The sequence below is a fragment of the Pseudomonas sp. NY15463 genome (genome assembly GCF_048068415.1).
In the GTDB taxonomy this organism is placed as follows: domain Bacteria; phylum Pseudomonadota; class Gammaproteobacteria; order Pseudomonadales; family Pseudomonadaceae; genus Aquipseudomonas; species Aquipseudomonas mosselii_C.
The window spans coordinates 33,187-58,600 of record NZ_JBLUQD010000006.1 but is presented as its reverse complement, the minus strand read 5'-3'; the positions used below and the strand labels follow the sequence as shown (position 1 = coordinate 58,600).

Here is a 25,414-nt window from a genome sequence, read left to right as displayed (position 1 = left end):
CCATATAACCACTCTGAAGGGACTTATAACTAATATTTACTATCTGCAAAACAGTTATAACTATTAAATACTCTTATTCTACGTTGGCCAACTTTTCAGGTATTTAAATGCGTTTACCCTCCTTGCTGGGCGCGGGTCTGGTTGTTCTCGCCACTGCCACTCAGGCGTTTGCCGGTGCCACCCTGGAGCGCGTCGAATCGCGCAAGGAGCTGGTCAACGTGCTGATGGAAAGCTATCCGCCGTTCTCGTTCCTCAACGCGCAGAACCAGCTCGACGGCTTCGACGTCGACGTGGCCAAGGCCGTCGCGGAAAAACTCGGCGTCAAGCTGCGCCTGGAAACCCCCTCGTGGGATGTGATCGCCGCCGGCCGCTGGAGCGGGCGCTACGACATCTGCATCTGCTCGATGACCCCGAGCAAGGCCCGCGCCGAGGTGTTCGACTTCCCGGTGGAATATTACGCCTCGCCTGCGGTGATCGTGGTCAACGCCGCCGACGACCGCATCCATTCGGCCAAGGACCTGGACGGGCGCAAAGTCGGCCTGACAGCCGCCTCCAGCTACGAAAGCTACCTGAACAAGAACCTGGTGATCGAAGGTGCCGAAGACACGCGCATCGACTACCCGTTCGACTTCGTGCAAATCGCCCCGTACGACACCGACAACGTCGCCTTCCAGGACCTGGGGCTAGGCGCTGGCAAGCGCCTGGACGCCATCCTCACCAACCTGGTGACCGCCCAGCCACGCCTGGACCAGGACAAACGCTTCAAGCTGGTAGGCGCGCCGCTGTACGAAGAGCCTAACTCGGTGGCCATCGAAAAAGGCGACCCCGAATGGGATGCCAAGGTGCGCCAGGTGTTCGCCGAACTCAAGGCTGACGGCACGCTGGCGAAGCTGTCGCAAAAATGGATCGGCGCCGACATCAGCAAATGAGTGCTTTCCCTCCTTCGCACAAACCCGCCGCCGCAACGGCGGGCGCGCGGCTGTTAGGCTTTCGTACCCGGCTGTACCTGACCTGGTTGGTGATGTTCACGCTGTTCGTGGCGTTCTTCCTGAGCTTTGACCTGAAGTTCGCCATCATCCTGGAGAAGTTCCCCAACCTGGCCGGCTTCAAGCTAGGCCCGAATGGCTTCTTGCAAGGCGCGGCGCTGACCTTGTTCCTGTGCCTGTGCTCGATGGTGGTGTCGGTGGCGTTCGGCTTTGCCGCCGCCCTGGCGCGGCTGTCGGGCAGCGCGGTGCTGGTGGGCATCGCCAGCTTCTATACGTCGTTCTTTCGCGGCACACCGCTGCTGATCCAGATCCTGCTGATTTACCTGGGCCTGCCGCAACTGGGGCTGGTGCCGGGGGCGATCAGCGCCGGGATCATCGCGCTGTCGCTGAACTACGGTGCGTACCTGAGCGAGATTTTCCGCGCCGGCATTCTGGGCGTCGCCCGGGGTCAGCGCGAGGCCGCCCTGGCGCTGGGCATGCGGCCTGCGCAGATCTTCTGGAGCATCACCCTGCCCCAGGCGATGCGCGTGATCATCCCGCCGACCGCCAACCAGTTCATCTCGATGCTCAAAGACTCGTCGCTGATCTCGGTGATGGGGGTGTGGGAAGTGATGTTCCTGGCCCAGTCCTATGGGCGCTCCAGCTATCGCTACCTGGAGATGCTGACCACGGCGGCGGTGATCTACTGGGTACTGTCGATTCTGCTGGAGTTGGTACAGGCACGGCTTGAGCGGCATTTTGGTAAGGCTTATCAGCGGTGATCTAGGGCCGCACAGCGGCCCCAAACTCTCACACCGCCATGCGCAATTCCTGCACGATTTCAGCCTGCTTCAGTGCCTCGGCCAGCAACACCACTTCCTGGCAAGTCTGCTCCGTAAAGGCCTCATCGACCGGGCTCGCAGGCGCCACCCACAGGCGCTCGCCCAGGCGCTCATGGGCGTGGCGCAGGATGTTCAGGTTTGCTTCCAGGTCGCCGCGCTGCACAGCACTGGCGTTGACCACGCCCAGCGACAGCACCTTGTAGGCCGGCAGGCGATCAAGAATGGTCGGGTACTGCGCCGGGGCGCGGACCAGGTCGATGTGCAGGCCATCGACCGGCAGGTTGGCGGCCAGGCCCAGGTTGGCGTCGAGGCCGCCGAAGTAGGTGGCCACCAGCTTTTTCAGCGGCGCACGCTGGAGGATGTTGTAGGCCCGCTCGTAAGCATTCTTCCAGGCCTGCGGCAGCTCCAGGGCAAGAATCGGCTCGTCGATCTGCACCCACTCCACGCCCTGGCTGGCCAGGCGATTGAGGATCTGGTCGTAGAGCGGCAACAGGCGCTCGAGCAGGTCGAGCTTGTCGAACCCATCGACCTTGGCCTTGCCCAGCCACAGGTAGGTCAGCGGGCCGATCAGCACCGGCTTGACCGCGTGGCCCAGGGCCTGGGCTTCGTCGACCTCTTCGAACAACTGCTCCCAGCTCAAGCTGAACGACTGGTCGGCGCTGAACTCAGGCACCCGGTAGCGGTGAGGGGTGTCGAACCACGGCGCCGTTTCCTCGCTCAAGCTGTCGGCCAGGGCGAACAGCGTGTGGAGGGTTGGCTTGGCGCCGTCGAGGCCGCGCAGGTGCTCAGGGATCACGCCGAGGGTCAGCGAGTGGCTCAGCAGCGGGTCGCTCCAGGCGAAGTCGCCGACCGCCAGCAGCTCGATACCGGCAGCCTGCTGCGTCTGCCAGTGCGCGGCGCGCAAGGCACGGCCAACGGCACGCAGCCCGGCTTCGTCCAACTCGCCGTTGCAGAACGCCTGCTGGGCTTGCTTGAGCTGATGCTCATGGCCGATAAGCGACGCGCCCAGGTTGTGTGCCAGTGCCATGGGGTGATTCCTCGATCCTGAAAATGAATGAGGGCATTTTGTGGGGTAGCCTTGCGTGAGACAAACTCATTAAATTTGAGATGAACTCAAGGTTTGTTCATGATGGTGCCCAGCCAATGCCTGGCGTGATGCCCCATGTCTTATCCAGCACAATCCCCCGCGCAATCAGACATGCGCAACACCCCTGACGCGCGCCACACTGCCACCCTGCCCCAACCCGGTAGCCCGACCATGAGTCTGCTGAAACAGGCCCTCGACGAGGGGACCTTTGCCTGCATCCTGGAGTTCGTCCCCAAGCCCTCCGCCGCGCGCTTCGCCACGCTCGAAACGCTCATGGATCGCACCCGGCTGGGCGACTGGCCGCTGACCGTGGCCATTGGCGACCGGGTCGGCAGTGCCCTGGACCTGTCGCCGCTGGACGCCTACACCAGCCTGTCCACGCCGCGGCCGGCCCTGCTGCACTTTTCTGGCAAGGACCGCGAGCGCCGCGACCTGCTGGCCCAGTTGCAACGCATGGACGCCGCCGGGCTGGACCAGTTGCTGCTGCTCACCGGCGACCGCCTGCCCGGCCACACCCCCGGTGAGCGCCCGGTGCGCTACCTCGAATCGGTGGCCGCGTTGCAGATCGTGCGCCAGGCCCGCCCGCACTGGTTGCTGGCCGCCGCGCTGAACCCGTTCAAGTACCAGGAAGCCGAAGGCGGCGCGCAGTACCTCAAGGCCGAAAAGAAACTCAGCGCCGGCGCCGACCTGCTGATCCTGCAACTGGGTTTCGACATGCACAAGCATCAGGAAGCGCTGGACTGGATGCGCCGCCAGGCCCAGCCGAAACCGCTGATCGCCTGCATCATGGCGCTGACCGAAGGCCGCGCGGCGATGCTCGACCACGTCGCCGGGGTCACCGTCACGCCCTCGATGCACGCACTGCTCAAGGCCGAAAGCAGCGTGTCGAAGGCCTACGCCAAACAACGCGCCAACCAGCGCCTGGCGCTGCAAGTGATCGGCCTGCGCCTGATGGGTTACGCCGGGGTGCACCTGTCGGGCATCCATGAGATCGAGCAGTTCGAGGCGCTGGAGCAGGCCATCAGCGAGCTGCAACCAAACTTGCGCCAACTCGACCAGTGGGCAGCAGCGTGGCAAGCCGCCTGGCAGGCGCCCAACCTCGCCCCCGTGACCTTCCACCCACCGGGCCATGCGTGGCGACTGGGGCAGCGGCAGATCGACGCCTCGCGCCGGGAAAAAGCCCGCTACCACCTGCTCTCGGCCCTGCACCATCAACTGTTCAGCCGCACCACGACGCTGAGCAAAGCGTTCGGCTGGGCAGTGACCCGCCCCCTGTGGCGCGGCCCCGCCGCAGCCAGTTGGCTGCACACGCTCGAGCGCCGGATCAAACGCCCGCTGGTTGGCTGCGACACCTGCGGCAGTTGCCGCCTGGAAGACACGCTCTACATCTGCCCGGAAACCTGCCCCAAGGGCCTGGCCAACGGCCCGTGCGGCGGCACGCGGCTGGACCGCTGCGAGTTCGGCGACCGCGAATGCGTGCACAGTGCCAAGTACCGGCTGGCAGTCGGTGTAGGCCGCACCGACGTGCTGGCCGAACGCTTGATCCCGTGCGTGCAGGTGGAGAACCGCCAGCGCAGTTCGTGGCCGGTATGGTTTACACCACCGACCGTCCACGAGCACCCGGCGCACAAGGCGTGCAGCGCGCCGCCTGAAGTGTCCGGCTGAGCCGCACAGCGAGGGGCCGCCGCCATACGGCCCTCGCGGCATCGCGCTCAGTTGCCCTGCATCCCCTCCAGCTTGCCTACCTGTTCACTGGCCAAACGGCTGATGATGCGGATCGCCTGATGGATGCCAGCGGTGTTGCGAAAGCTCAGTTGCGGGTTGTGTTCGCACTCCAGGAACTCGTCGTGCTGGACCAGGGCTTCGCCTAGTAGCTCAAGGGTGCGGACTTGGTTTTGGATGAGGGACAGGCGTTCGAGGTCAGTCATGGTTGGCCTCCTGGCTTGCGTGGACGGCAAGGGATGGCAGGAGGGGAGCGGATGCGGGGATCCTGTACAGATTTACGATAAGCATGCATGAGGTCCTTTTCGATTGAAGCACCACACCCATCGTCGCCAAACGAATAGGGTGGCAGCTGTGCGCAGGTTGGCGAACCGAGGAAAAGGAACCCGGCAGACCCGAAGGTCTCCCACACACAGCCGCCATTACACGAAACTGCGGGCACAAAAAAAGCGCCTGCAATCGTGGTCGGGGCGCCGATGCGCCTTTTACGTTCGGGTCGCCAAACCCGGTCGCGGAATTGGCCGCGACGAGGGGAAATCTATCCAGTCATGGCAGTGAGCGCAACCTTGGGATGTGGGGGAAGATTCGACGGGGGGTGTAGGAAAACGGAATTAGCGATGCTTTTTGCGTATCAGGGGGCGCAGTACGGTATGCACGATGGCCGGCCCAGTCAGGCTCGACGCGACCAGCCAGACGGGCGAGATCATCGCCTGTTGCCGAGGGACCGGCAGAGCCAAGGCATCAAGCTCGCTGGCTGGCTCATTGCTTGCGCACAACTCGCGAATGCACCGATGCAAACAACAGACACTGTTGGGAGCCACACTGAACGTGCAAGATCACAGTGCTAACGCGTGAAGAGCGGACCATCTTCCGAGCATCTTTAAACACAGGAGTGGCGATGAAAGAACACAATTACGCTGTCACCATCAATTGGACAGGCAACACAGGTGAGGGTACTGCCGGCTATACGGCTTACCAGAGAGACTTCACCGTCGAGGCGCCAGGGAAAGCGCCTATCCTTGGTTCAGCCGACCCGGCTTTTCGCGGTAAACCCGAATGCTGGAACCCTGAAGACATGTTGCTGGCCTCGATCTCCGCCTGCCACAAGCTCTGGTATCTCCACCTGTGCGCCGTCAATAACGTGTGCGTGCTGGAATACATCGATTATCCGGTGGGCCGAATGGTCGAAGGCGATGGCGAGCGCAAAGGCCATTTCAAGGAAGCAGAGCTAAGGCCTCAAATCATCATCAGTAGCCAATCGGATAGGGATCTTGCAATGCGCTTGCATGACGATGCTCACCATGAGTGTTTCATTGCCAACTCGGTTAACTTTCCTGTTACATGTCGGGCTGTTGTCAGCTATCGGAGTTAATACTTCCAAGGCTCTGGGGTTGGTATTGGCCTGGGCATCTAAATGGCTGCATATTGCCCTCGATTTGTGCAGACACTAAGGCCCAACGTATGGGACACGACCTTGATCTGTAAGAAAACCTGCGGTGGCGTGTGACTCTCCAGTCTTAGCCTGCGGTCGTGGGGGACTGAGCTTTGTGACGTTTGCCGTGGGGCTGCATAATGCGCTGCCATTCCAGCCAGGGGATTGACAGCTAGGTTTATGGTGTGGCGGGGTTTTGATTTTGGTGCGGAGACAGACAGACGGTTGTTGGCCGGGAGGGCCCGGTTTTCGCGGGGTTGGAATTTGGTGGATTTTTTGATGTACCTCATAGGGTATCTATAAACAAATCAGCTAGTTATGGCTTTCCGTGGAATCGAATCGGGAATTTTTGGGTTCCAGGAGCTATAACGACCTGTTTAATGCTAAATGAGTAGTGGCAGAATACGCCCCTTAGCTGCGGAATGGGATTCCATGCTGAGAGCAGTTGCCCTGCTCAATATATAACGGCCGACGCTATGTCTGATGGAGCGGGCTCACCTGCGAAGCCGCTGCCATGCACCCCTTCGCATCCTTCGCCGGTAAAACTGCTCCCACTGGAACGGCACACAGCTTCACAACGCCGTATCTGTCCGCTACAGAGCCTTCGCAGCAGGCAGTTTCGGTTGCATGGCTTCCAGTCGCGAGCGGCTGCTTTCGACTCAGCCAATCGACGAGAACTACATGCCGGTTGAGTAGCGCCCGCTCAATACGACGCAGGTCGTCATCGATTGACCTACATCGTAGAGCCATCGCGCTCCGTCCAAATAGCTATGGACCCGCATCCCGTTCTCTCTACATGGGTTAGTAAGCCCTTTCTTACCCCTTGAAAGACAGGCAGAGAAATGCGATATGACATTGTGCCATTACCGCAATGAGAGGAAAGGGAGATGCCTAGGGATTACGCGAAATACATCGAAGATGTAACGGAGGACATCAAAACCTGTATAGGAGATATGGCATGCCAGCCCATATTGTTCGTGGGGTCAGGCTTCACGAAGCGCTACCTAAAGGGCCCTAACTGGGAAGAACTGTTGAAGGAGCTAGCGGCGCGCTGTCCAGAAATTACACGACAGTTCGCCTACTACAAGCAACGCTACCCCGACTTCGTGGACATTGGCACTGAATTCTCGGAGAGGTACAACGATTGGGCGTGGGGTGCTGGCCAAGACCAGTTTCCACAGGAACTATTTGAAGAAACGACCTCGCCACAGGTCTATATCAAATACACCGTAGCCAAGATCCTCAAAGAGCTTCTGGCAGCGGAAAAGCCCGGCCTACAAGATGAAATCGAACTTCTGCAGAAAATTCGGCCGCACTCCGTGATTACTACCAATTACGATGAGCTGCTGGAGGGAATCTTCCCAGATTACGAAGCTATCGTGGGGCAACGGATCCTTTACGCCAATCATTCAAGTATCGGAGAGATATTTAAAATCCATGGCTGTGTCTCGCACCCCGAAAGTATCGTACTAACGCGAACTGACTATGAGGAATTTGTAAAACGCAAGAAATATCTGTCCGCAAAGCTTCTCGCGTTTTTCGCTGAACACCCACTAGTGTTCATTGGCTACAGGGCTGAAGACCCCAACATTAAAGCAATTCTTGCGGACATCGACGAAATTCTGTCGGAGGAAGGCAAGCTCATACCGAACATTTACATTCTTGAGTGGGAAAACCGTGATCTCGCGGAGGAATACCCTCGTCGCGAAAGACTTATTCCGGTTTCAGATCACCGAAGTGTGATCATCAAAAGCATCGTCGCCAATGATTTTAGTTGGGTTTACTCTGCCTTTGGCGCGAATGAAGCACTTAAGAATGTTAACCCCAGATTACTAAGGGCCTTGCTCGCTCGTACCTACCAACTCGTGCGGACCGACATTCCCAGAAATCCTATTCAGGTGGACTATAAAGTGTTGGCCAACGTTACAGAGGCTGACGGGGAATTGGCAAAATTATACGGCATAGCCGACGGCGCTGATGGCCTGGCCTTCAACCTTAATTTTCCCTATACACTTACCACTCTGGGTCAGGCGATGGGATATCAGGCATGGCATGCTTGCGATCGTTTAATCAGGACGATTTCTGAAACTGCTGGAGTCGACCTCAAGAAGTTCGACAACAAATATCACTGCGCGATAATGAACGGAGCAGAAGTTCAATCCCACCGTTACTCTGAAGCATGCAAAGATCTATTGGAGAAAGTCCGAACGGGAGAAGATTACGTTCAGGAGGTGCAGAAAGAGGCGGAGGCCAAAGGTCATCGTAATTAAACACTTTCAACAAGGCGATAGGGGAAAGCACCCTGAGGCAAAGACTGGAACGCTTGTCGAAAGCACATCTCCAATTACAAGGACTCGAAGGGCCATCGCATGCCTGATTCACAACATTTAAAAAACTTCAAAGCTGTATGGGGTGACTCATGCCAGTCGATGTGGGCCGAAATTATGTCCATTACGATGGCAGGGTGAAAAATGGGGACTGAGCTATTTCCTGATAAATAAATCAGTCCCCTTTTGCCCTTTGCTGGTCGGCTTGACGCCGCCGCGCTCCTGCTGAAGCTTATTAACCCATCGGCGCAGGGCCGACTCGACCAAGCCGAGTGAACAGGCCGCTTCGGGATGGCTGTAGCCTTGATCAAGCACCAGGCAGGCTGCTTCGCGCTTGAATTCAGGTGCAAAGGTACGGCGTTGCTTGGTCATCAGACACCTCACTGTGGCGAGCATTATCGCCTAAATGGGTGCCCGGAGTTAGTAGACCACTACACCTATGCCGTAGCCAACCGTATGAGGAGAAAGGGCCTCAGGCAATCTTCACAGAAGTTTGCGCAAGGCCAGGTCGCTATCCGCGCTTGTGACGCAGACGGGTAGCTCTCGCTTTCGCCACAATCGAGGCGTAGCCAGTAGCCAGCGTTACCCCATTGGGTTGTTCGGCGATCAACAGCAGGTGTTGACCAATCAACTCGGGGTCAAAGCTTTTGATCGCTTCTGTAGACAGCGCATCGATATCGACTGTAATGCCTTTGCTGGGAATGAAGTCTTCCTCATACAACACATCAACAGCAACCGTCTGCTGCGTACCCATGTAGCCGTCTTGCACTGCGAAGGTTGGCACCGCAACGTGAGTGTCAGTGTCGGTGTCATACACAACCTCTGATTCTGGCACTGACAGCTCTGCTTCGAGCTCAAGATCTTGCGATTGGTAATCGAAAAGATCAGCGATGTTCTTTTCACGCTCGACGGCTTTATCAACATCCTGGCTACTCACGCCCAGCTCGGCACGCATTCGAATCAGAAAACTTTGTCCCCAGGACGAAGCGAACCATTGCCAAGCGGCCCCCTTTTGCCGGCCCTTGAATCTCTGACCGACGGGTAAAACAGGGCCAAACCCCTGAAGGACATACTGACCATCAGCAACGGTCAATGTATCAATAGCTGCTCTAGGCGCCTGCCAGTATAAGGTGTCCGGATATGGAAAAGTGCCCTCTGTATCACCTTGACTGATGTTAAAAAGACGATTAGCTTCCATCCGGATATACGGCTCATCTTGAATCTCACCAATAAACTTTGCATCAGGCTTAGCTGCACCAATCAATGCACCCGCCATACTCGCAATAGTGTCAGTATCACTCCACAGCAGATTGGCAACTACTTCCATGATCTCTTGAGATCCGGCTCGCTGGCCCAAAAACGCAGCCACATTAGCGAAAAGTGCGGACTTGAGCCCAGAACCCCGCTCCTCTTTACTGAGGCCGTTATCACCCTCTACGATCTTTGCATACAAAACTGTGGCCGACTCATTGGTTTGCGCGAAGCAATCCATAGCCTTGCGAACAGAAAGACTCCACTCATTGGCCACCTCATCAGCGGCGCGTTCCAGTGTAGTCTTGCTGTTTTTTTCCCAGGTAGGCACCCAGAAAGTGAGCAGATCAGTGTCACTCTTGATGAGCTTCGGGATGCTCCGAATGTCATCACTGTAGCGAAGCCAATCACTGTCCGAAGCCATGCGACCGTATTGCAGGACATGGGCAAGAGAAAGCGCATGCACCACTGCACCAGCGATCCCACGCATATGGCCATGGGTGCAGATTGAATTACGGATGACGTCGACAAGGTAGGATGCTTTATCGTCTAACTTGCAGGCGGCCCATACATGAGGCTGGATCCGCATTGCAGCACCGTTACCACCGCCACTTTCATACCCTTTGAAGAAGTTGCTGAACCACGCAGTGCTTCTATTCGCCAAAGAACTGGCAGCTGCTTTGCTGCCTCGGCCTGCGCCGAGCGCGTAGATTTGCCAGACCGGCATTTCTATCTTTGCGAATGCCTCAACATCGAAATACCCTTGGCCGGAAATTGCCCGGCTGGTTGAAAGTCGAAGCTGAGTATCGTCAGAGTAAGACCCTGCGGGCAAGGTGACGTCTGCACCGAATTTTCCGCCAACCAGACGCTTCCACTGGCCAGTGCGTGTGGATCGGGTTTGGCCCACACGCCTTTTGACCAAATCCTCCGAAGCGAGCTCTGTCGGAAAACCCAATGCATCGCCGTAAGCCGACCAAAGAGCTGAGGATACCGTGCGTTTCAGCCTGGATTCGGACATATGTATTTTCACCTAATTTTCTCGAAGAGCTCGGGCCTGACAAAGACCTCGACCGCTCGGTGGGCGGTGGCAGCCATTTGTCCTGCGAGCTCATCCGAATGTTCTTCACAACGCACGTAGATGCGTTGCAAATAACGAGTTGAAACCTCTCCCGGATAAAGAATTTCCGCCTGGTTGCAAGTCGTCTCGTTTTCAGGGAAGCCTTCAGTTCGTTCCGCATAGTGATTCGAATACTGATGCGTCGTTTGCTGAAATGCTCGCTGCAGACCCTCCAGGCCAGGAGACCTCAGATTACCGGTATAAATGTTGTTCGTGGTGGTGAACTGCACATTGTCATGAAGCATGATTTCCGGTGCGAAATCGAAAATGCACCAAAAAAAATCTCTTTCTCGATGCCAGCTCCCCGAGCAGGTATTGAAAAAGTTCATGTTGATGCGGCTGATCGACAGGTTGGCATAGTCAAGCCACGCCAAATCCTTGTCCCGATACCGGGCATTGGGCTGGAAAATATGCTTGAGCTGTTCATCCGCGTTCAGCCGCTGTCTCGACTTCAACGCATTGCACGCGAAGATCCCCAACGAACCCCTGTTAGTCGTGAAATGCACAACCGATTCGATACCACGCTGCTCGATAAATTGCTCGATGCTCATACGTCCCTGCCCTCATACAGCTCATCGTCCACGAAGCGCATGATATCTGGGGCGTCGGACGGTTTAAAGCCAATCATGACGCTGTCGCGTGCTCGCCCGATGCCCATGGCGATCAAGCGACGCAAGCGAGCAGATGGCTCATAGCCGCCGTCTTCATCATCATCTTCTTCATCATCCGGGGCGCTTACATCCACCACCGAGCCGTCCAGCCCGATCATGATGACATGGTCGAACTCCAGTCCCTTGCTGGAGTGGATCGTGCACAGAGCGATGTTCTCTTCTCCCTGCGGCCACTCGGAGTTGCCGGCAATGCTAACAACGGGGTAACCAGCGCGGCGCAACGCCGGCATGAGGTCTCTGAACCAGCCTTTGGGATGCAGGAAGGCAACAGAGTTTTGTTCAAGGTCGATTTCGCTTAAGAACTCGATTGCCGCCTTGACCTGATCCAGGTACTCACCCATCAGGACGATCGGCTTTGGCCCATGACCGCGGGCGGTATCGAAGTTTGGCATGGTGCCGTTGTCGTCCATTGCGACTCCATCGAGCAACGCGCTAGCAAAGCGAGCGATCTCGTGGGTGTTTCGATAGTTTGTCTCCAGGCGATGGCTCTTTTCCGAGCGCAGGGTCACACCCACTTCACCCCAGTTGAAGTTACGTGTGTAGATACGCTGCGCGCTGTCCAACACGAACGTCACTGATGCTTCAGGGGAGCACTGACGCAGTAGCGCCCGGATTTCGTTTGCAGAGAAGTCCTGGGTCTCGTCAACGACTACCACATCGCATTGTTCGTAGTCGTGAGACGCAATCGTGCAGGCAAGGTCGTTCCAGTCGACCAGTCCACGAGTGCGCTTATGATCGATATAGGGACGTATGACCTCATCCAACAAGATCTGGCGCGCAGGACGCTCCATACGAGGCGTGCTACCACGCCCTTCTCGTCGAGTAGTGAGGTAGTCGTCCAACTGATCCGTCTCAAACCGCCCCAGGACGTACAGCGCCTCTTCCAGGCCAAATTCGACATCCAACCGGGTCTTGGCCAGGTTCTGACGCAGCAACCGCTCGGTTTGCTCGAAATCCAGGATGCTGTCAGCCTCTGTCAAGCGCCGTGCCCACTTGTTGAACGTGGAAATCTCCAGCGAGATTCCCGTGTCTGGCAGTTGTTGCTCCGCCAACTCACTGATGTAGCCCCGTAGCGTGCGGTTGTATGTGAGCACAAGGACTCTGACAGGCTTAGGATTGACTTGGCGGCGCGCACGACTCAGATAGAAGCCGACGCAAGCACGTAGCTTGAGAAGTGCAGTAGTCGTCTTACCGCTTCCTGCTGCGCCTCGGATGACCTCAACGCCAGGGCTGACGCGCGAGAAAAGGGCCAACTGCTCGGCAGTTGGAATGACATCGATCAAGGCTTTCATGGGGGCATCCGTCCACTGGAAAAAGCTGATGCTAGCACCAAATGATGGCAATTAAATGGCCATCGGCCACTTGCGGAGGATCGCTACCGGAATTAATCGTTTTAGCGTCCTGAACTGTGCGTGCGCCTGTGAACTCACCTCCGTTGTACGAGGTTCAGCAGGCTCGCGTCCATTGGCGTGTTTCGCACCTCGGCCTCACGCAGGCATAGTCTTGGAGCAGCTCCAAAAGGCGTCAGTACCGACGGGAGTCATCATCGCTCGGTCATCGCTTTACGCCTTGCTCGGACTTGGCAACTTCACGCACTGATCACCGCGAAGCCCTGCCATGGTCCTGTTAACGCTGGATAGTCGATTTTGCGCGGTTCGTGAAGTGGTGTCGCTCCGAACCGGAGCCCGGCATCAATGATGCGCGGCAGATTGATCGAGAGATCTTGGTAGATTACGCAGCGTACCTGCCTGCCACCGATCACAGTGCGCCTTGACCGTGCCGTAACGGCCACCACCAAACATGTCTTTCATGTGCCTGCGGCCCTGCATAGCTCAATTGCCTGCCGTAGCCGGAATTGCGGCCATCGCGTCTACCCACCAATGCCATATCGGTCACCTCATCTTCTGCTCTCCAGTCCTCCCCCACGTCATCCCGCCAAGAATGCTGAGTGTTATCAGGGATCAAGGCCCCTGCGACCTGTGGGGATGTCCTCTAACACGGGACTGGCGGCTCCTTACGTCCGGGAGCAAGGCATCTCATGATCTAGCCCCCTGAGCACCGTTACCGGTGGGCGGGTGGAGGCTGCATTGGCTGACGAGACCAGTGCCGCGAGATCCTGAGCCAGGTGCAAGCAGCACAGCGATGACCGGGGCATGCCTGACTGTCAGTCAGGTGCAGTCCATTCCCTGGGCTGCGGCACCATCATCTACAGCGCTGTTGCTGTGACATCGGCGTTTGTCACGCCGATTGTCACGAGGGGGATTGCCGCAAAGCCCTGTGCGATCAGGGCTGCAGCAGTGTCAGGAGCGCCCGTCTCTTTTCTGGAAAAAGAGACGGGCGCAAGTTGGCGCAAGAATCGGCCAAGCGATTAGGTTGCTGCAGGTCAGCGCAGTACGGTGTAGCTGGCGCACGAGGGCCATGAGGTTAAAGAGCACCCATCACCGGGAAGGTGACCGGGCGAGCTACCGGATGCGAATCGCCCTTGGGGAGAACCACCGCGAGAGCGGCGTGACCTTGAAGGTTCGAATCACCTGGGGTGCTGTCATCGACAGCGCTTGCACGGCCAGTTCTACGCCTGTGGATAAACCCGGTCAAGGGCAGAAAATCAGCGCCCTTGGGGGCGTGAAAAGCGGTTATCTACCGGTGGAATTCCGTGGTAAATCCCGGACAACGTCGTGGCTTTTAGCTCTTCAAAGTGAGGTCCATCCAAACAGGGCGGCTTTGCAGCCCTGTTTGGATGGACCCGCGTGAAAGAGCAGCCAGCGCAGATCTTGCAGACTCACCCGCGATTAAATGCGCCATGGCCATTTGGCAAGGCGGTGACGTTGTCGCCTACCGGATGGGCAAACTCATGCGGGGTGACGTGGCCCGTTCTGTTGGCATCGATGTAGTTACTCCACCACGCCATGATCAATCGACGCTGCTCCAGAAATTGGGCCTTGTGGATGTAAGCAGCGCGCACGCGGTTACGCTCCTGATGGCTCATCTGCCGCTCAATCGCCGCATCCGTCCATAGCCCTGATTCGAGCAAGGCACTACAAGCCATGGTCCTGAAACCATGCCCGCACACGTCCTTGGTGGTGTCGTAGCCCATATTGCGCAGCACCTGGTTAACCGTATTCTCCGACAAGGGTTTCCAGTACCTGTGATCACCGGGCAACACGAGTTCAGAGAAGCGATTCAAGCTGCGCAGCCGTTCAAGGATTTCGATCACTTGAGGCGACAGCGGCACTATCTGAATGTCTCCACTCATCTTGGTCCCGCGTGTGGAATAGCGGACGCCTTCAATCGGCTTACGGGTATCGGGGATCTCCCACATCGTACGTTGCAGGTCGAATTCATCCCACCGTGCAAAGCGCAGTTCGCTGGAGCGCACGAACACATGCAGCGTCAGTAGCACTGCGAGCCGGGTCAGCTCGCGACCGGTGTAGTTGTCGATTCGGCTCAACAATTCAGGAAGGCGGTTCAGCGAGAGTGCTGGACGGTGCACAGTACGGGGCGCTTGAATCGAGCCGGCCAGATCGAGCGCCGGATTTTGAGTGATCTGCCGCGCCCGCTTCGCACCCCGCATGATCGTGGAGAGATAGTTCTGCACACGCAGCGCGACATCCATGGTGCCGCGATCCTTGATCCGCTGGGTGACCTCAAGGAGATCGATCATGGGTGTCGAGTTCAGCGATAGGCCGCTGACCAATCAGTGGAAACACATGGGTGCGCAGCCTGCTCAGCACCGTCTTGGCATGCCCCTCAGTCCAACGCCGAGACATTTCGACGTGCCACTCCAGGGCAACGGTTTCAAAGAGAAGGCTCGCCCGCTGGGCTGCGATCTTGGCCTTCTGCTTTTCTTCCATCGGATCAAGGTTGTCGAGCAACAGTGCTTTGGCCTCATCGCGCTTGGTCCTCACAACGGCCAACGAAACGATGGGGTACTTGCCGATAATCAGCGTGCCTTCCTTGCCGTTGGGTTTGAAATACCGCAGCCGCCAAGTCTTCGAGCCACTGGGCGTGACGTACAGGTACATGCCCCCGCCGTCGAACAGTTTGTAGGCCCGATCACGCGGCTTGGCCGTGCGGCATTTGAGGTCGCTGAGCGGAGTGGCTAGGCGTGGCATAGGGGTACGTTCTCCATTCAGGAAAGACGCTGTACCCCAAAAATACCCCCGGTTATTGGGGATTTTGCTGGTTCCCGACGGAGGGTCGTGGAAACGAAAAACCGGCCAGAAGGCCGGTTTAGAGGGCTTCCAAAGCATTCAGCGGAATGCAGTGGAGCTGGATGTGGTGCCGGAGACAGGAGTCGAATCCGGACGACACAAGCCAAATAAACAAAGGCTATCTACCGTTCCAATTTCCATTAAGGTACTCAATTAGGCACTCATACCCACGAGACCGCTGCTTACCAGGCAAATCCAACACGGATCTTGTGATGGCGAAATAATGCCTATGAGCCACCCGCTTACCCTGGCGCTTTGCCATCCTCTACCTATAATCGATGCGCACCCGAGCGACTAACCACACCGCAGCTACCTACAGGTTGTGATTCGAAGTTCCACTGCCTCAGGCATCAGTGGAGCCTCGGGTTCACATCGATGCCTGAGGCCTCTTGATGACATTTCCTTCCGGCGGAATGGACGTCACTTTTTGCCGTTGAGGACTGACAGCGGTTGGTAAGGAAACGAAGACATACACAGATCAGGGATCTCACGATGCGCCTTAAGACCGTCAAGCTCAGTCATTTTCGCGGCTATAGCACACCCACCGTCATTCCTATCGATTCATCTATGACCGGTATTGTGGGTCGAAACGACTTTGGTAAGTCGACCATCCTAGAAGCACTGGCCATCTTCTTCGACAGCGCGGACATCAAACCCGACAAGAGTGATATGAACTGCTTCAGTCTAGCCGAGGGTCACACTCAGTTCGAGATTGCCTGTGAGTTTGACGACCTTCCTGAGGCTTTGGTGCTGGATGAAAATGTACACACCTCGCTATCGCAGGAATACCTGTTGAACGCGGCTGGCGTCCTTGAGGTGGTCAAAACGTTCAAAGCGAGCACCGGTAAACTGGACAGTACAGCCATCCGCTGTGAGCATCCGGCTGATAAAGCGCTCGCTAGCCTACTCAGTCTGAAAATGGTCGACCTGAAAAAGCTCGGCGCACAGTTTGAGATCGCTGATCGAGTAGCAGATCAGCGGGTGGCATCCCAATGGCGGAAAGCCATTCGCGATGCGGCCGGAGATGTTGCCTGCCAAGAGACACTTCTTGATGTAGGCAAGGGGCTGTCCACAGAAGGCAAATCTGTTTGGGATAAAATCGAGGCGCTGCTGCCAACATTCGCGCTTTTCAAGGCGGACAGGGAGAGCAGCGACGGTGATGCCGAGGCCAAGAACCCTCTACAGCAGGCGGTCAAGGAAGCCCAAGCAGCGCTACAGGAGCAGATCAGTGAGCTAGAGCGGCAGATCGAGAGCAGTGTGTTGGACGTTGCTGGACGCACCCTCGACAAACTTCGAGAAATGGCTCCGGAGTTGGCTAATGAATTGACCCCCCGTTTCAAAGAAAAGCCCAAGTGGAGCTTCAGCTTTACTCTTGAGGGCGAGAATGGCATTCCCATAAATAAACGCGGCAGCGGGGTACGTAGGCTCATTTTGCTGAATTTCTTCCGAGCTGAGGCCGAAAAAAATGCAGTGGCTGGTAGCCCACGCAACGTGATCTACGCAATCGAAGAGCCGGAAACCTCACAGCACCCCAACTATCAGATGATGTTGATGAAGGCCCTTCTGGAGCTATCCAATCAAACCAATAGGCAGATCATCGTCACCACCCACGTCCCTGCGTTAGCTGGCCTGATGCCCATCGACGGCATCCGTTACGTAACCAAGGACGAACAAGGCGTCCCCATTGTAAAAATGCCAACCAAGGAAGTTCTTACGGAAGCCGCCGAGAGTCTAGGCGTACTACCCGAGACAGGAATGGAACGAGCAAAAGGGGTCGTCTTGGTGGAGGGCAAGTCCGACGTCACCTTCCTCCGTCACACTTCAAATACCCTCAAAGCAGGGGGACACCTCCCATCCAGCTTGGAAGACGCGGGAATCGTCCCGATCCTAATTGGTGGCTGTGGTAGCGTTAAGCATTGGGTAACCCTCAATCTTGCGGACGACCTCGGATTGCCTTGGTGTGTGTTTTTGGACTCCGATGTTGGCGGTAGCCCGGAGCAGGTTGCAGCCATCTTGAAACGTAAGCAGGAAGTCGAGGGACAGGGACGAGCGTTCTACTCGACGCGTAAACGTGAAATCGAAAACTACTTGTGCCCCGACATGATCGATGCCCAAAGCGGAAAAAGGGTTACGTTCACAGACACTTGCGACGCCAAAAAAATTATCGGCAAGGCAGTTGGCATGAAGCCAGACGATGTGATTGACAAGTTCTGGCCGCTAATGACAGCTACGCAGATCATTGATCGCTCTACGTATCATGAGAATGGGGTAGATCGCGCTGAACTCAAGGACCTTTTGGAGAATCTGCTCAAGCTAGTCGCCTGACCTCTACCACTGCCAACGCGCCTTACCGGCAGCAGTCGCTGCGCGGCCGCACGCTTCGGATTGACATCGGACGGCCGCGCCTGATCTGTTTCGAACCAAATCGAAACGAGAGGTAGCCTCAACCGCGACTTTCGAACCACCCACTACAGCCATCAAAGAATCAGGAGAGAAAGTAAAGTGGGAATGTTCCAAGCATGAGCGCAAAACCAAACCTGGCCAGAGCCACCCTATGCCAGATCCCATCCAGGAATGCGTTGAGCGTGCATCTAAACGCTGGCAAGCCGAGCTGAAGGGTTTACCATGATTACGCACTATATGTATGAAAGTGGCAAATCTGCCTGCGGTCGGAACAACCACAACCTCACTGGCACATCGGACGTAAAGCGCGTCCGGTGTAAGAATTGCCTCGATTCTCATGGGTATCAGCAAGGCATCTGGTTCAGTGAGTTCCAGAACCTTACGGGCACAGAGCCCAGGGGGCTTCGGGAGTGGGCCGCCGGCACGATGCCTTTCGACACAGCCGCCCATCACAGCCTGGCCAGCTATCGAGCAGAAACCGCCTCACTAGCTGACCGTCTTGAGCGGCAGTTGGAGCCGCTGATCATTTAGGAGCATGGCACGATGGCCTGGACCGTTTGGATTCCTTTGCTGGTCGCCATTCTGGCCGCTGCTTTGGCATTCGCATCTGGCACTCTGATTGAGCGCAGCAAACGTAGGCATTCGCTACGGAATGAAGCGTATGCAGAATATTTGTCGGCAGTGGCGCGCTCGGTCTCAGCAAATCCACCAGATAGGCATAAGGTGCTGGCTGATGCAGCGCTTGCGAAATGCAAGATAGTGATCCACGGATCAGACAAGGTCATTCAGGCTTTGAAAGCATTTGAGTTGTCAGGCGCCGTAACATCGAGCGAACAAGGGCAAGATCGATTGATATCTCTAGTGATGGAAATGCGTGGAGACTCGAAGATAACCCGCAATGATCTACGTGCCCTGCTATTGGGTGAGCACCCCTGAGTACTCACCCTTGAAATAAACACGGCCCACCGTGCCCATTGTCAGTCGCTGTCTTTCCTCAAACAGGCACCTGTCTCGCCAATAGTTGCGGCTCTTCTCAGGTTCGCAAGAAGATCAGCTTCGCTGACCTTTCCATTCCTCACGCTTGTGAGCTCTGCCTTTTTGAGCCAAAGATGACCATCCTTACTCTTGTTAGGAATGACGGTGATGACAATATCGACTGCCGGGCTACCTGAAAACGTTCCCGACACCTCTGGCTTGGTGAAGTTGAAGGTAAGCTCATCATCGTCTGTTGCCGAGACGCTTTGAGCGGCGACAATCGGGGCTCCTGCCCGCGCCGCGATTGGAAATTTAGCCGAGTAAAGCGCAGTGCCGTTGTGTACCTGCTTGGTTATCTCCAAAAAGTATTGCTCCCGGTCCGTGGCGCTGGACGGCGTCGTGCAGTCCTCACCCTCTGCGGCGAAATACTTTCCCTCGAACGCATAATCGCCCTGCCAACATCCAGCTACAGACACAGATACCATAGCCAGTAACGCCAATTTCCATTGCTTCACCCAGCACGCTCCTTGATGACAATGTGCCATTGTTCCATTTACCTCTCGCCAAAGCTACGGCATACGCCTACAGCATTGAGTTGCTGCACAAACAGTTGGCAGCGTAATTCGTCCAGACATAAAAGCGCCGGCATCCAGTACAGGCGGATGACGGAGCCCTCCATGGCCACAATGACCCGACGCGCTGCCATCTGCCTCCACGACCAGGAGGGAAACATCGCAGAGAGCACCAGAAGCTCCTGCAGATCGGCTCGCATCATTGTTTGCGCTCGCCATTCGTTTCTCGACGCTCAATCCACTTGGCCACCCCCCACAACCCCGCGCCTAGCACTGCCAGAACGACGATCAACCATAGGGGAACCAAACGGTGAGCCCCTAGCCAAAAACCCGCGCCGGCACACACAACTGTGACCCAAAACTGCTTCATACCGACCTCCAGCCTCATTTGAAGCCGAAGTTACCTCCATCTCAGGGTGTGTCATTGCGCTCGAGAAAAAATGCTGAGTTCCCCCAGTGGGATTTGAGGATGCCGTAACGATTTCTTGAGAGGCCGCGAGGTACGCCAGGGAAATATCAGGGTGCCACAGGGTATGAAGATGAATCCTAACGGCCTGTCACTGGTACGGCAGTGGCGCCATTAGTTGGCACGAATACATGTCGATGGTAGCGCTAGGTTTCGAGGGGATCATTGACGGGCAGCCCAGATGTGACTCACTGGCATGCCGAAGACGAAGCGGTGCGGCCTAATACCGGGGCGGGACGAAGCTTGAGATTTCTGCCGGGGACATGCAGCAGCGCTAGAGCTCCTGCGAAATGGGTGGCTTGTGCAGACGCGCCCCACTGAACGTGGCGTCATCATCTGCACCAGGGCGGTCAACGCCGCCCCTCCTGCCCAAACTCTACTTGTTAGGTTTCGGGGGGTTTAGCGACCACCCCGCACCTTGACTACTGGGCCGAGGTGGTGGAATCGAGCTAGGTCCCACCGGATTGGCAGACCGTGGGGCCGATGGAGACGCTCCAGCGCCGTTCTGTGGGCTCGAACCACCCCCGCCTCGTGATGAAGCCGCAGCACCTATCCCCGCCAATTTAGAACCCAACATGGCAACGCCAACTGCTTTCATAGCGAAGCGGCCCGCATCACTAGCTGTAGCCACGGCGCCTGACAGGCTGCCCGCCAGGCCTCCCAACGAAACGCCTAGCATACTCGAAGTGATCCACGTGGAAAGGCCAAGCGATACGGCAGCTACGGCTGACATCAATCCACGAAGACCATCGTAATCAGCCCCTACTCCAGTCCATCCACTCGCGGCTCCCGCCTGCGCTACGGCTACAGCAGCCATAGTTTGTGAGATCGCAACGGTGATCATCTGGGCGGTCATAACCGCGATGACCGGCAGAAGGAGTAGAGATAGCCAATTAACGAGTATCGTAGCACCCCGCAGTGGCGCGAGCAGCAGGAAAAGCGGGGCAAGGATCAAGACAATCCAGAACAACCAAGCCGACATGATGACATATCCCGGCAACAGCGTTTGCAGGTCCAGCCAGCTACTGAAATTTTTGAACATCTGCGCAGCGGCCAAAATTCCACCGGCGACCTCGGTGTCACCAGCCGACATCCCCGTCGTTCTCTCTAGAGAACGAGCCATGAATCGTTGCCATGCCACGGCGGTACTGACCGCTCCAACCTCCGCGCTGACTCGCTGCCCTCCCGCAATGACCTGACCTGAGTCGCGCAGCGCTTGGTAGGCCTGCTCTGCCCCCATCTGCGCGATCTGGTACGCCTCTACACAGCTGGATGGACGAAACATGATTCCCTGATCATCCCCGACGATTGTCGATTTCAGATTAGGCATTTTGCTGATTGGCAAATAGGACGGCGTCGCATCATCTTGACCTGCAAGCCTTGCAGCCCAATGTGACTGCGTTGGCAGCGCATAGCTGCTCCCCATGAATGGGCCTGCCGTTTCTAAAGCGCGTATACCCGCTTCTCGGCGTGACTGGATAGCTCTCTGATCGAGCACATGCTCCAAACCTGTACGAGCAGCCCCTCCTCCCAGCAAGTAGGCCCCCCAACCGCCATTTTCTTCAGCGGAGCCAAAAACATATGTCCATGCACCTCCAAGGCCGGTACGCGCCTGCGCAATGAGACCAACTTCCTTATCAGGAATCCCAAGCCCGCCGCCGCCCAACAGGCCAATGGCATGCAACGCCTCCACTTTGGCTGCATGCTCAGGCCCTGCTAGCTCAGCCGGTGCTGGGGCACAACTGGCGTTGTAGTCCCTGATCAGCCGGGCGAGATCACTACCCGCAAACACATCCGCTGAGCGCCCAACCATATTGTCGATTGCCGCCTGCGCTGGGACGATAGTCCCGGCCACAGTTTGGTCGCTCAAAACCTGGTCAAATGCCTGCCGGTACATCACGTGTATCGCCATGACAACTTTAAGCGGAACCGCTTGGACCTCGATCATTCGTACTGACGCGCCACTTGGAAGCGTCACAGTCGCCGGTCTCATTCCATACGCCAACAGCAGGAAAATTAGGACACCGGCAAAAAACGTACGGCCTGCACCTTCACCTAACCGCAGCACAACCAGCAGTAGCCAGCCAATCCCCACCACTACGATCAGTTCAGTGCTCGTCTCATTGAGCGCAACGAACAGTGGTTCGGTAGCGGTCATGATCGTCAAAGCGACGTTCTCCCATAGACCGAATACCCAGTTGAACCCGGCAAAATCCTCAGCCGACGCGACACTCATCAAACAGCCCGCCGCCGAATTATCCAGCTCCGAAGGGCCAAACCAATCCTGGCGGCCCACAAACCAAACCAGAACAGACACAGTGCAAAACCGAGCAGGATGAAATACTGGGCCGCAGGTGCAGCTAACAAATTGCCCGTGCGTTGAACGGCGTCATACTGTTCCACCACATGCTGTCCATATGGCCGCATAACTGCCGCAGCGAACAAGTGCAGCAGCCCAAGAACTGGCCCTAGGACGATGCCAGCCCTACCAACCCACTTTGTAGCAAAAGGCATCCGCAGGTGCATTGCATCCAGAAAAAACCTCAGTTTCATGCTCACATCTCTCCGGTAAAAAGGCAGAACGACCTCCAGCCTATCGCTCCCCTTCCTGCGTCTCCACTCAACTCGATGTAGTTACTACCGTCTCACTTTTCGGCGCCTATGTGCCCGCTATGTAACGCGCCTAAACGGCGCTCTACATAGCGGGCACACTCGACCATTCCGATTTGACGCAACAAATACAACGCAGCGACATTGCGTTGTCTGCCCATCCTCATTTTCGTAAGCTGATCGGGAACCAAACCGCACTGCCCGGCAGTTTCGTTACCCGTGTGATTCATGGGTTGAGACAGTGGCAGGGGGCTCGGCCTGCGTCATCGCGGGCACTAGCCCATCGGACACACCCGCGTCATCGCATGTGTGCCCGGCCCAACGCCGACTACGTGTCGGGACCATCAACGACCAACCACTTGAGGAGAGAAGACAACCCAGCATGGTCAGCCAGACCCAATGGCAACCGAACCTGAGCGGACACTTAGGAACTCACTCGGAGAATCCGAGTAGGCGTGAACAGTCCCCGCCTGCATCTCATGCAAAGGGGGGCGAACAGGCACACAACGAACCATCTACGGATGGTGTGTCGCTGAACCGGAAACGGTCAGGAGTTCTTACACCTGATAGAGAGAATCCCATGAGCGAATTCGATGCGCAGAGCATTACTGCACGCCTCAAGGCCGAATCTAGGATTCGGAGAAAGCCCCGAACCTATGCCCAGCGCCGCTCATTGCTGGATAACTACAAGTACGAGCTTTTGCAGCTTGATTCAGCAGGTTGCAATGGCACCGAACTCCAACGCTGGATAGCCGAGAAAGGCATCAAGATTCAGCGTTCCACAGTACACCGATGGCTACATCGGAATCGCCTGAGTGGCTAAGTTCGCCAAGCCTGCAAAACAGGCCGCGTCTGTGATGAAAAGTCTCCAGGGCACTCACATCCGCTCGGTCGGCACCGTTCGCAATTATGAGCAACGCTTGGTGCGTATTACCGCTTACCTTCAGGAGCATCGACTCGGCAGCCTCCGTGAAATGACCCCCGCCCGTGCCCTTGAGTACCTCCGCCAAAGGGCGACCGTCGTTGGCCAGAAAACCTTGGATATGGAGCGCCAGGCTCTTCAAGCCATGATGCAGCATGTCACTCACCAGCTAACACCGGGCCAGCCCCTTGAAGTCATCAAGAGCACGGCAATAGGCCGTACAGGAACGACAAACCATCCTGCCTTGGGCCGTAGGCTGGCCGATCAAACGAGAGCCTACAACGGCGAGCAAATGTCATTGATTGCAGCTCGTCAAGCTCCCCACAACGCCCTGGCGACAGAGATTGCGTATGCCGCAGGCCTCCGTGCCCATGAGTTACTCGGCCTTCGCAGAACGCACCAACGTGTACCGGATCAACGTCCTGCGCATGGAATGAAGTTTTCAGGCATTCGCGAATCGACCATCAGCTACACCGTTCACGGCAAAGGTGGGCTGATCCGCGAAGTCCGTATTCCAATACCCCTGGCCCAGCGACTGGAGAGAACCCGGCTGACAGAGCCGCGAACTGTCAAAGATCGAGGAATCAACTACCAACAGTTTTACGAGATTGGCGGTGGTCAGCCGTGGAGCAAAAGCGTTAGCGCAGCTTCCAAAGTCGCACTCGGGTGGTCGAACGGCGCACATGGACTGCGGCATACCTACGCACAGGAGCGCATGACGACATTGCAAAGTCATTTAACGCGAAAACAGGCACTGGCGGTGGTTTCGCAGGAAATGGGCCACTTCCGGCCGGAAATTACTGAGGTTTATCTGCGTTGAGAATAAACATCGACCCCACATGGATCAGCAGTAGCTTGCTCTTCGTCATTGGCGTAGCGGTGATCGCGATTGGTGTTTTGGCAGTGGTGCTCTTGGAAAGCAAAAAGTCCGGTGCGCGGCTCAAGGCTACCCTCGACGCAAGCGTCGAGCGGCATAAAGCTCTGCTTAAGGAGCACAGCGACGCACTCAAAGAGATGGAGCTGCACCACATTGGCCACATTTCTGGCATTTCCAAACGTCACCATCAAGAGATTGAAAACCTGCGTGACATCCTTGCCATTTCTGACCAAGACCGCGACGTGGCATTGAGGGCCGCCTACAGAGATCAAGAACAACTCCGGTTAATGCAGGACCGGCTGGATCAAGTCACCGCATTGATGGACTCTTGGGCCTCCGGAGGCGACGAAACAGCCTCTGCCGTCAGACATGCCCTTACAGCCCAGCGCACTCGCCGTTTTGATACCCTCTCATAGGTCCTGTTTAGGCTCACCGCATCATTTCCGCCAGCACGCAATCCAAGTGCGGAGCAAGCTTCAGCACTTCCAAATCCACGCTCTGGACAGAGTTCGCTTCGTACGGATATCGAGTTCCGACGAATAGCTTCGAGGCTATTTTGATCCATTTTTCTAGGGGGAAATCTGGCGCCATTTGCTTTGAGACTTCGCATAGTTGATTGGTCAGCTCAGGCGAAATGGCGTTGTACAGATCGGCCAGGCCATGACCATTTCCAGGCATCCGCACAGCAAGCCGCAGATGCCCTTCGGGATCATGCTCAGTTCTCGGATATCGGGGGTCAGCTTCTACCAAGCACGATTTCAGAAACAGCTCACAAGCGAGCGCCGAATTCATAACGGCTGGCCAGAACAGATTCGGATCGCGGTCATCAGTAGCCCTTTGCTCTAGTATCTGAGCAGCTCTCATGAATGTTCGCGCCTCCTCGATAACCCAAGCGCTAGGCAATGGTTCTTGATTCATCCCTGAAAACCTCATGGATCCAACCGTAACGGCAGTGATTATAATT

Annotated in this window: 17 protein-coding genes and 5 pseudogenes; 10 read left to right on the top strand and 12 right to left on the bottom strand. The window is 56.7% G+C overall.

Translation table 11 applies throughout. The features are described 5' to 3' along the window. Positions 1-107: 107 nt before the first annotated feature. On the top strand, positions 108-929 hold the full coding sequence (locus ACNFIC_RS16125) for an ABC transporter substrate-binding protein (protein ID WP_138219732.1): 822 nt from the start codon (positions 108-110) through the stop codon (positions 927-929). Continuing rightward, on the top strand, positions 926-1,747 hold the full coding sequence (locus ACNFIC_RS16120; protein WP_416781411.1) for an amino acid ABC transporter permease: 822 nt from the start codon (positions 926-928) through the stop codon (positions 1,745-1,747). The genes ACNFIC_RS16125 and ACNFIC_RS16120 overlap by 4 nt, the downstream gene beginning before the upstream one ends. 43 nt (positions 1,748-1,790) lie before the next feature. Here the strand turns inward: ACNFIC_RS16120 and ACNFIC_RS16115 are convergent. Then, positions 1,791-2,834, bottom strand: a pseudogene (locus ACNFIC_RS16115) (5-methyltetrahydropteroyltriglutamate--homocysteine S-methyltransferase); the annotation flags it as partial. Positions 2,835-3,065: 231 nt separating this feature from the next. On the opposite strand from ACNFIC_RS16115, the gene ACNFIC_RS16110 reads away from it, so the two are divergent. Then, entirely contained in the window at positions 3,066-4,559 is a 1,494-nt protein-coding gene (locus ACNFIC_RS16110) for a methylenetetrahydrofolate reductase C-terminal domain-containing protein (RefSeq protein WP_416781410.1), read from the top strand. Positions 4,560-4,606: 47 nt separating this feature from the next. Here ACNFIC_RS16110 and ACNFIC_RS16105 read toward each other — a convergent pair whose 3' ends face one another. After that, entirely contained in the window at positions 4,607-4,822 is a 216-nt protein-coding gene (locus tag ACNFIC_RS16105; RefSeq protein ID WP_138219727.1) for a hypothetical protein, read from the bottom strand. A 692-nt stretch (positions 4,823-5,514) separates the two neighbouring features. Between ACNFIC_RS16105 and ACNFIC_RS16100 the strand changes: the two genes are divergently transcribed. Beyond that, entirely contained in the window at positions 5,515-5,988 is a 474-nt protein-coding gene (locus tag ACNFIC_RS16100; RefSeq protein ID WP_416781409.1) for an OsmC family protein, read from the top strand. 52 nt (positions 5,989-6,040) lie between these two features. Here the strand turns inward: ACNFIC_RS16100 and ACNFIC_RS16095 are convergent. Next, positions 6,041-6,161: pseudogene (locus ACNFIC_RS16095) on the bottom strand (Fic family protein); the annotation flags it as partial. 774 nt (positions 6,162-6,935) lie between these two features. Here ACNFIC_RS16095 and ACNFIC_RS16090 point away from each other — a divergent pair. Continuing rightward, positions 6,936-8,318, top strand: coding sequence for an SIR2 family protein (locus ACNFIC_RS16090; protein ID WP_416781408.1), 1,383 nt, complete (start codon positions 6,936-6,938; stop codon positions 8,316-8,318). Between the two features lie 249 nt (positions 8,319-8,567). Here ACNFIC_RS16090 and ACNFIC_RS16085 read toward each other — a convergent pair. From ACNFIC_RS16085 to ACNFIC_RS16060, 6 genes and pseudogenes are all read right to left on the bottom strand, one after another. After that, positions 8,568-8,747, bottom strand: a pseudogene (locus tag ACNFIC_RS16085) (transposase); the annotation flags it as partial. 139 nt (positions 8,748-8,886) lie between these two features. Then, a complete protein-coding gene (locus ACNFIC_RS16080) occupies positions 8,887-10,656 on the bottom strand; it encodes an ADP-ribosylglycohydrolase family protein (protein ID WP_416781407.1) in 1,770 nt (589 codons plus the stop codon). Then, the gene (locus tag ACNFIC_RS16075; RefSeq protein ID WP_027615775.1) at positions 10,653-11,294 is read right to left on the bottom strand and encodes a DarT ssDNA thymidine ADP-ribosyltransferase family protein; all 642 of its coding nucleotides are present in this window, start codon (positions 11,292-11,294) and stop codon (positions 10,653-10,655) included. Before ACNFIC_RS16075 ends, ACNFIC_RS16080 begins: the two co-directional genes overlap by 4 nt. After that, positions 11,291-12,706 carry an AAA family ATPase gene (locus ACNFIC_RS16070; protein ID WP_416781406.1) on the bottom strand — a complete coding sequence of 472 codons (1,416 nt, stop codon included), beginning with the start codon at positions 12,704-12,706 and terminating at the stop codon, positions 11,291-11,293. The genes ACNFIC_RS16075 and ACNFIC_RS16070 overlap by 4 nt, the downstream gene beginning before the upstream one ends. 453 nt (positions 12,707-13,159) lie before the next feature. Then, positions 13,160-13,301, bottom strand: a pseudogene (locus tag ACNFIC_RS16065) (integrase); the annotation flags it as partial. Between the two features lie 892 nt (positions 13,302-14,193). Then, positions 14,194-15,526 (bottom strand): annotated as a pseudogene (locus ACNFIC_RS16060) (tyrosine-type recombinase/integrase). Positions 15,527-16,117: 591 nt separating this feature from the next. Here ACNFIC_RS16060 and ACNFIC_RS16055 point away from each other — a divergent pair. Both ACNFIC_RS16055 and ACNFIC_RS16050 read left to right on the top strand, forming a co-directional pair. Next, on the top strand, positions 16,118-17,950 hold the full coding sequence (locus ACNFIC_RS16055; protein ID WP_416781405.1) for an AAA family ATPase: 1,833 nt from the start codon (positions 16,118-16,120) through the stop codon (positions 17,948-17,950). 621 nt (positions 17,951-18,571) lie between these two features. Beyond that, on the top strand, positions 18,572-18,964 hold the full coding sequence (locus ACNFIC_RS16050; RefSeq protein WP_179598195.1) for a hypothetical protein: 393 nt from the start codon (positions 18,572-18,574) through the stop codon (positions 18,962-18,964). Between the two features lie 41 nt (positions 18,965-19,005). Here ACNFIC_RS16050 and ACNFIC_RS16045 read toward each other — a convergent pair whose 3' ends face one another. Together ACNFIC_RS16045 and ACNFIC_RS16040 are read right to left on the bottom strand one after the other, a co-directional pair. Further along, entirely contained in the window at positions 19,006-19,518 is a 513-nt protein-coding gene (locus ACNFIC_RS16045) for a hypothetical protein (protein WP_416781404.1), read from the bottom strand. A gap of 899 nt (positions 19,519-20,417) precedes the next feature. Continuing rightward, the gene (locus tag ACNFIC_RS16040; protein ID WP_416781403.1) at positions 20,418-22,358 is read right to left on the bottom strand and encodes a hypothetical protein; all 1,941 of its coding nucleotides are present in this window, start codon (positions 22,356-22,358) and stop codon (positions 20,418-20,420) included. Between the two features lie 873 nt (positions 22,359-23,231). On the opposite strand from ACNFIC_RS16040, the gene ACNFIC_RS16035 reads away from it, so the two are divergent. From ACNFIC_RS16035 to ACNFIC_RS16025, 3 genes are read left to right on the top strand one after another with little or no spacing between them, the layout of a single operon-like run. Beyond that, positions 23,232-23,474, top strand: a complete 243-nt coding sequence (locus ACNFIC_RS16035; protein WP_008091975.1) for a hypothetical protein — start codon at positions 23,232-23,234, stop codon at positions 23,472-23,474. Further along, positions 23,467-24,393: a site-specific integrase gene (locus ACNFIC_RS16030; RefSeq protein WP_416781402.1), complete on the top strand. Its 927-nt coding sequence runs from the start codon at positions 23,467-23,469 to the stop codon at positions 24,391-24,393. Before ACNFIC_RS16035 ends, ACNFIC_RS16030 begins: the two co-directional genes overlap by 8 nt. A 35-nt stretch (positions 24,394-24,428) precedes the next feature. Then, positions 24,429-24,866: a hypothetical protein gene (locus tag ACNFIC_RS16025; RefSeq protein ID WP_416781401.1), complete on the top strand. Its 438-nt coding sequence runs from the start codon at positions 24,429-24,431 to the stop codon at positions 24,864-24,866. Positions 24,867-24,879: 13 nt separating this feature from the next. Here ACNFIC_RS16025 and ACNFIC_RS16020 read toward each other — a convergent pair whose 3' ends face one another. Beyond that, positions 24,880-25,368, bottom strand: a complete 489-nt coding sequence (locus tag ACNFIC_RS16020) for a hypothetical protein (RefSeq protein WP_416781400.1) — start codon at positions 25,366-25,368, stop codon at positions 24,880-24,882. Positions 25,369-25,414 lie beyond the last annotated feature (46 nt).

Excerpts from the sequence above, each read along its gene's own strand:
- ACNFIC_RS16125 (WP_138219732.1), top strand. The coding sequence starts at position 108 with ATGCGTTTACCCTCCTTGCTGGGCGCGGGTCTGGTTGTTCTCGCCACT.
- ACNFIC_RS16120 (WP_416781411.1), top strand. The coding sequence starts at position 926 with ATGAGTGCTTTCCCTCCTTCGCACAAACCCGCCGCCGCAACGGCGGGC.
- ACNFIC_RS16110 (WP_416781410.1), top strand. The coding sequence starts at position 3,066 with ATGAGTCTGCTGAAACAGGCCCTCGACGAGGGGACCTTTGCCTGCATC.
- ACNFIC_RS16105 (WP_138219727.1), bottom strand. The coding sequence starts at position 4,822 with ATGACTGACCTCGAACGCCTGTCCCTCATCCAAAACCAAGTCCGCACC.
- ACNFIC_RS16100 (WP_416781409.1), top strand. The coding sequence starts at position 5,515 with ATGAAAGAACACAATTACGCTGTCACCATCAATTGGACAGGCAACACA.
- ACNFIC_RS16090 (WP_416781408.1), top strand. The coding sequence starts at position 6,936 with ATGCCTAGGGATTACGCGAAATACATCGAAGATGTAACGGAGGACATC.
- ACNFIC_RS16075 (WP_027615775.1), bottom strand. The coding sequence starts at position 11,294 with ATGAGCATCGAGCAATTTATCGAGCAGCGTGGTATCGAATCGGTTGTG.
- ACNFIC_RS16070 (WP_416781406.1), bottom strand. The coding sequence starts at position 12,706 with ATGAAAGCCTTGATCGATGTCATTCCAACTGCCGAGCAGTTGGCCCTT.
- ACNFIC_RS16055 (WP_416781405.1), top strand. The coding sequence starts at position 16,118 with ATGCGCCTTAAGACCGTCAAGCTCAGTCATTTTCGCGGCTATAGCACA.
- ACNFIC_RS16050 (WP_179598195.1), top strand. The coding sequence starts at position 18,572 with ATGGCCTGGACCGTTTGGATTCCTTTGCTGGTCGCCATTCTGGCCGCT.
- ACNFIC_RS16035 (WP_008091975.1), top strand. The coding sequence starts at position 23,232 with ATGAGCGAATTCGATGCGCAGAGCATTACTGCACGCCTCAAGGCCGAA.
- ACNFIC_RS16020 (WP_416781400.1), bottom strand. The coding sequence starts at position 25,368 with ATGAATCAAGAACCATTGCCTAGCGCTTGGGTTATCGAGGAGGCGCGA.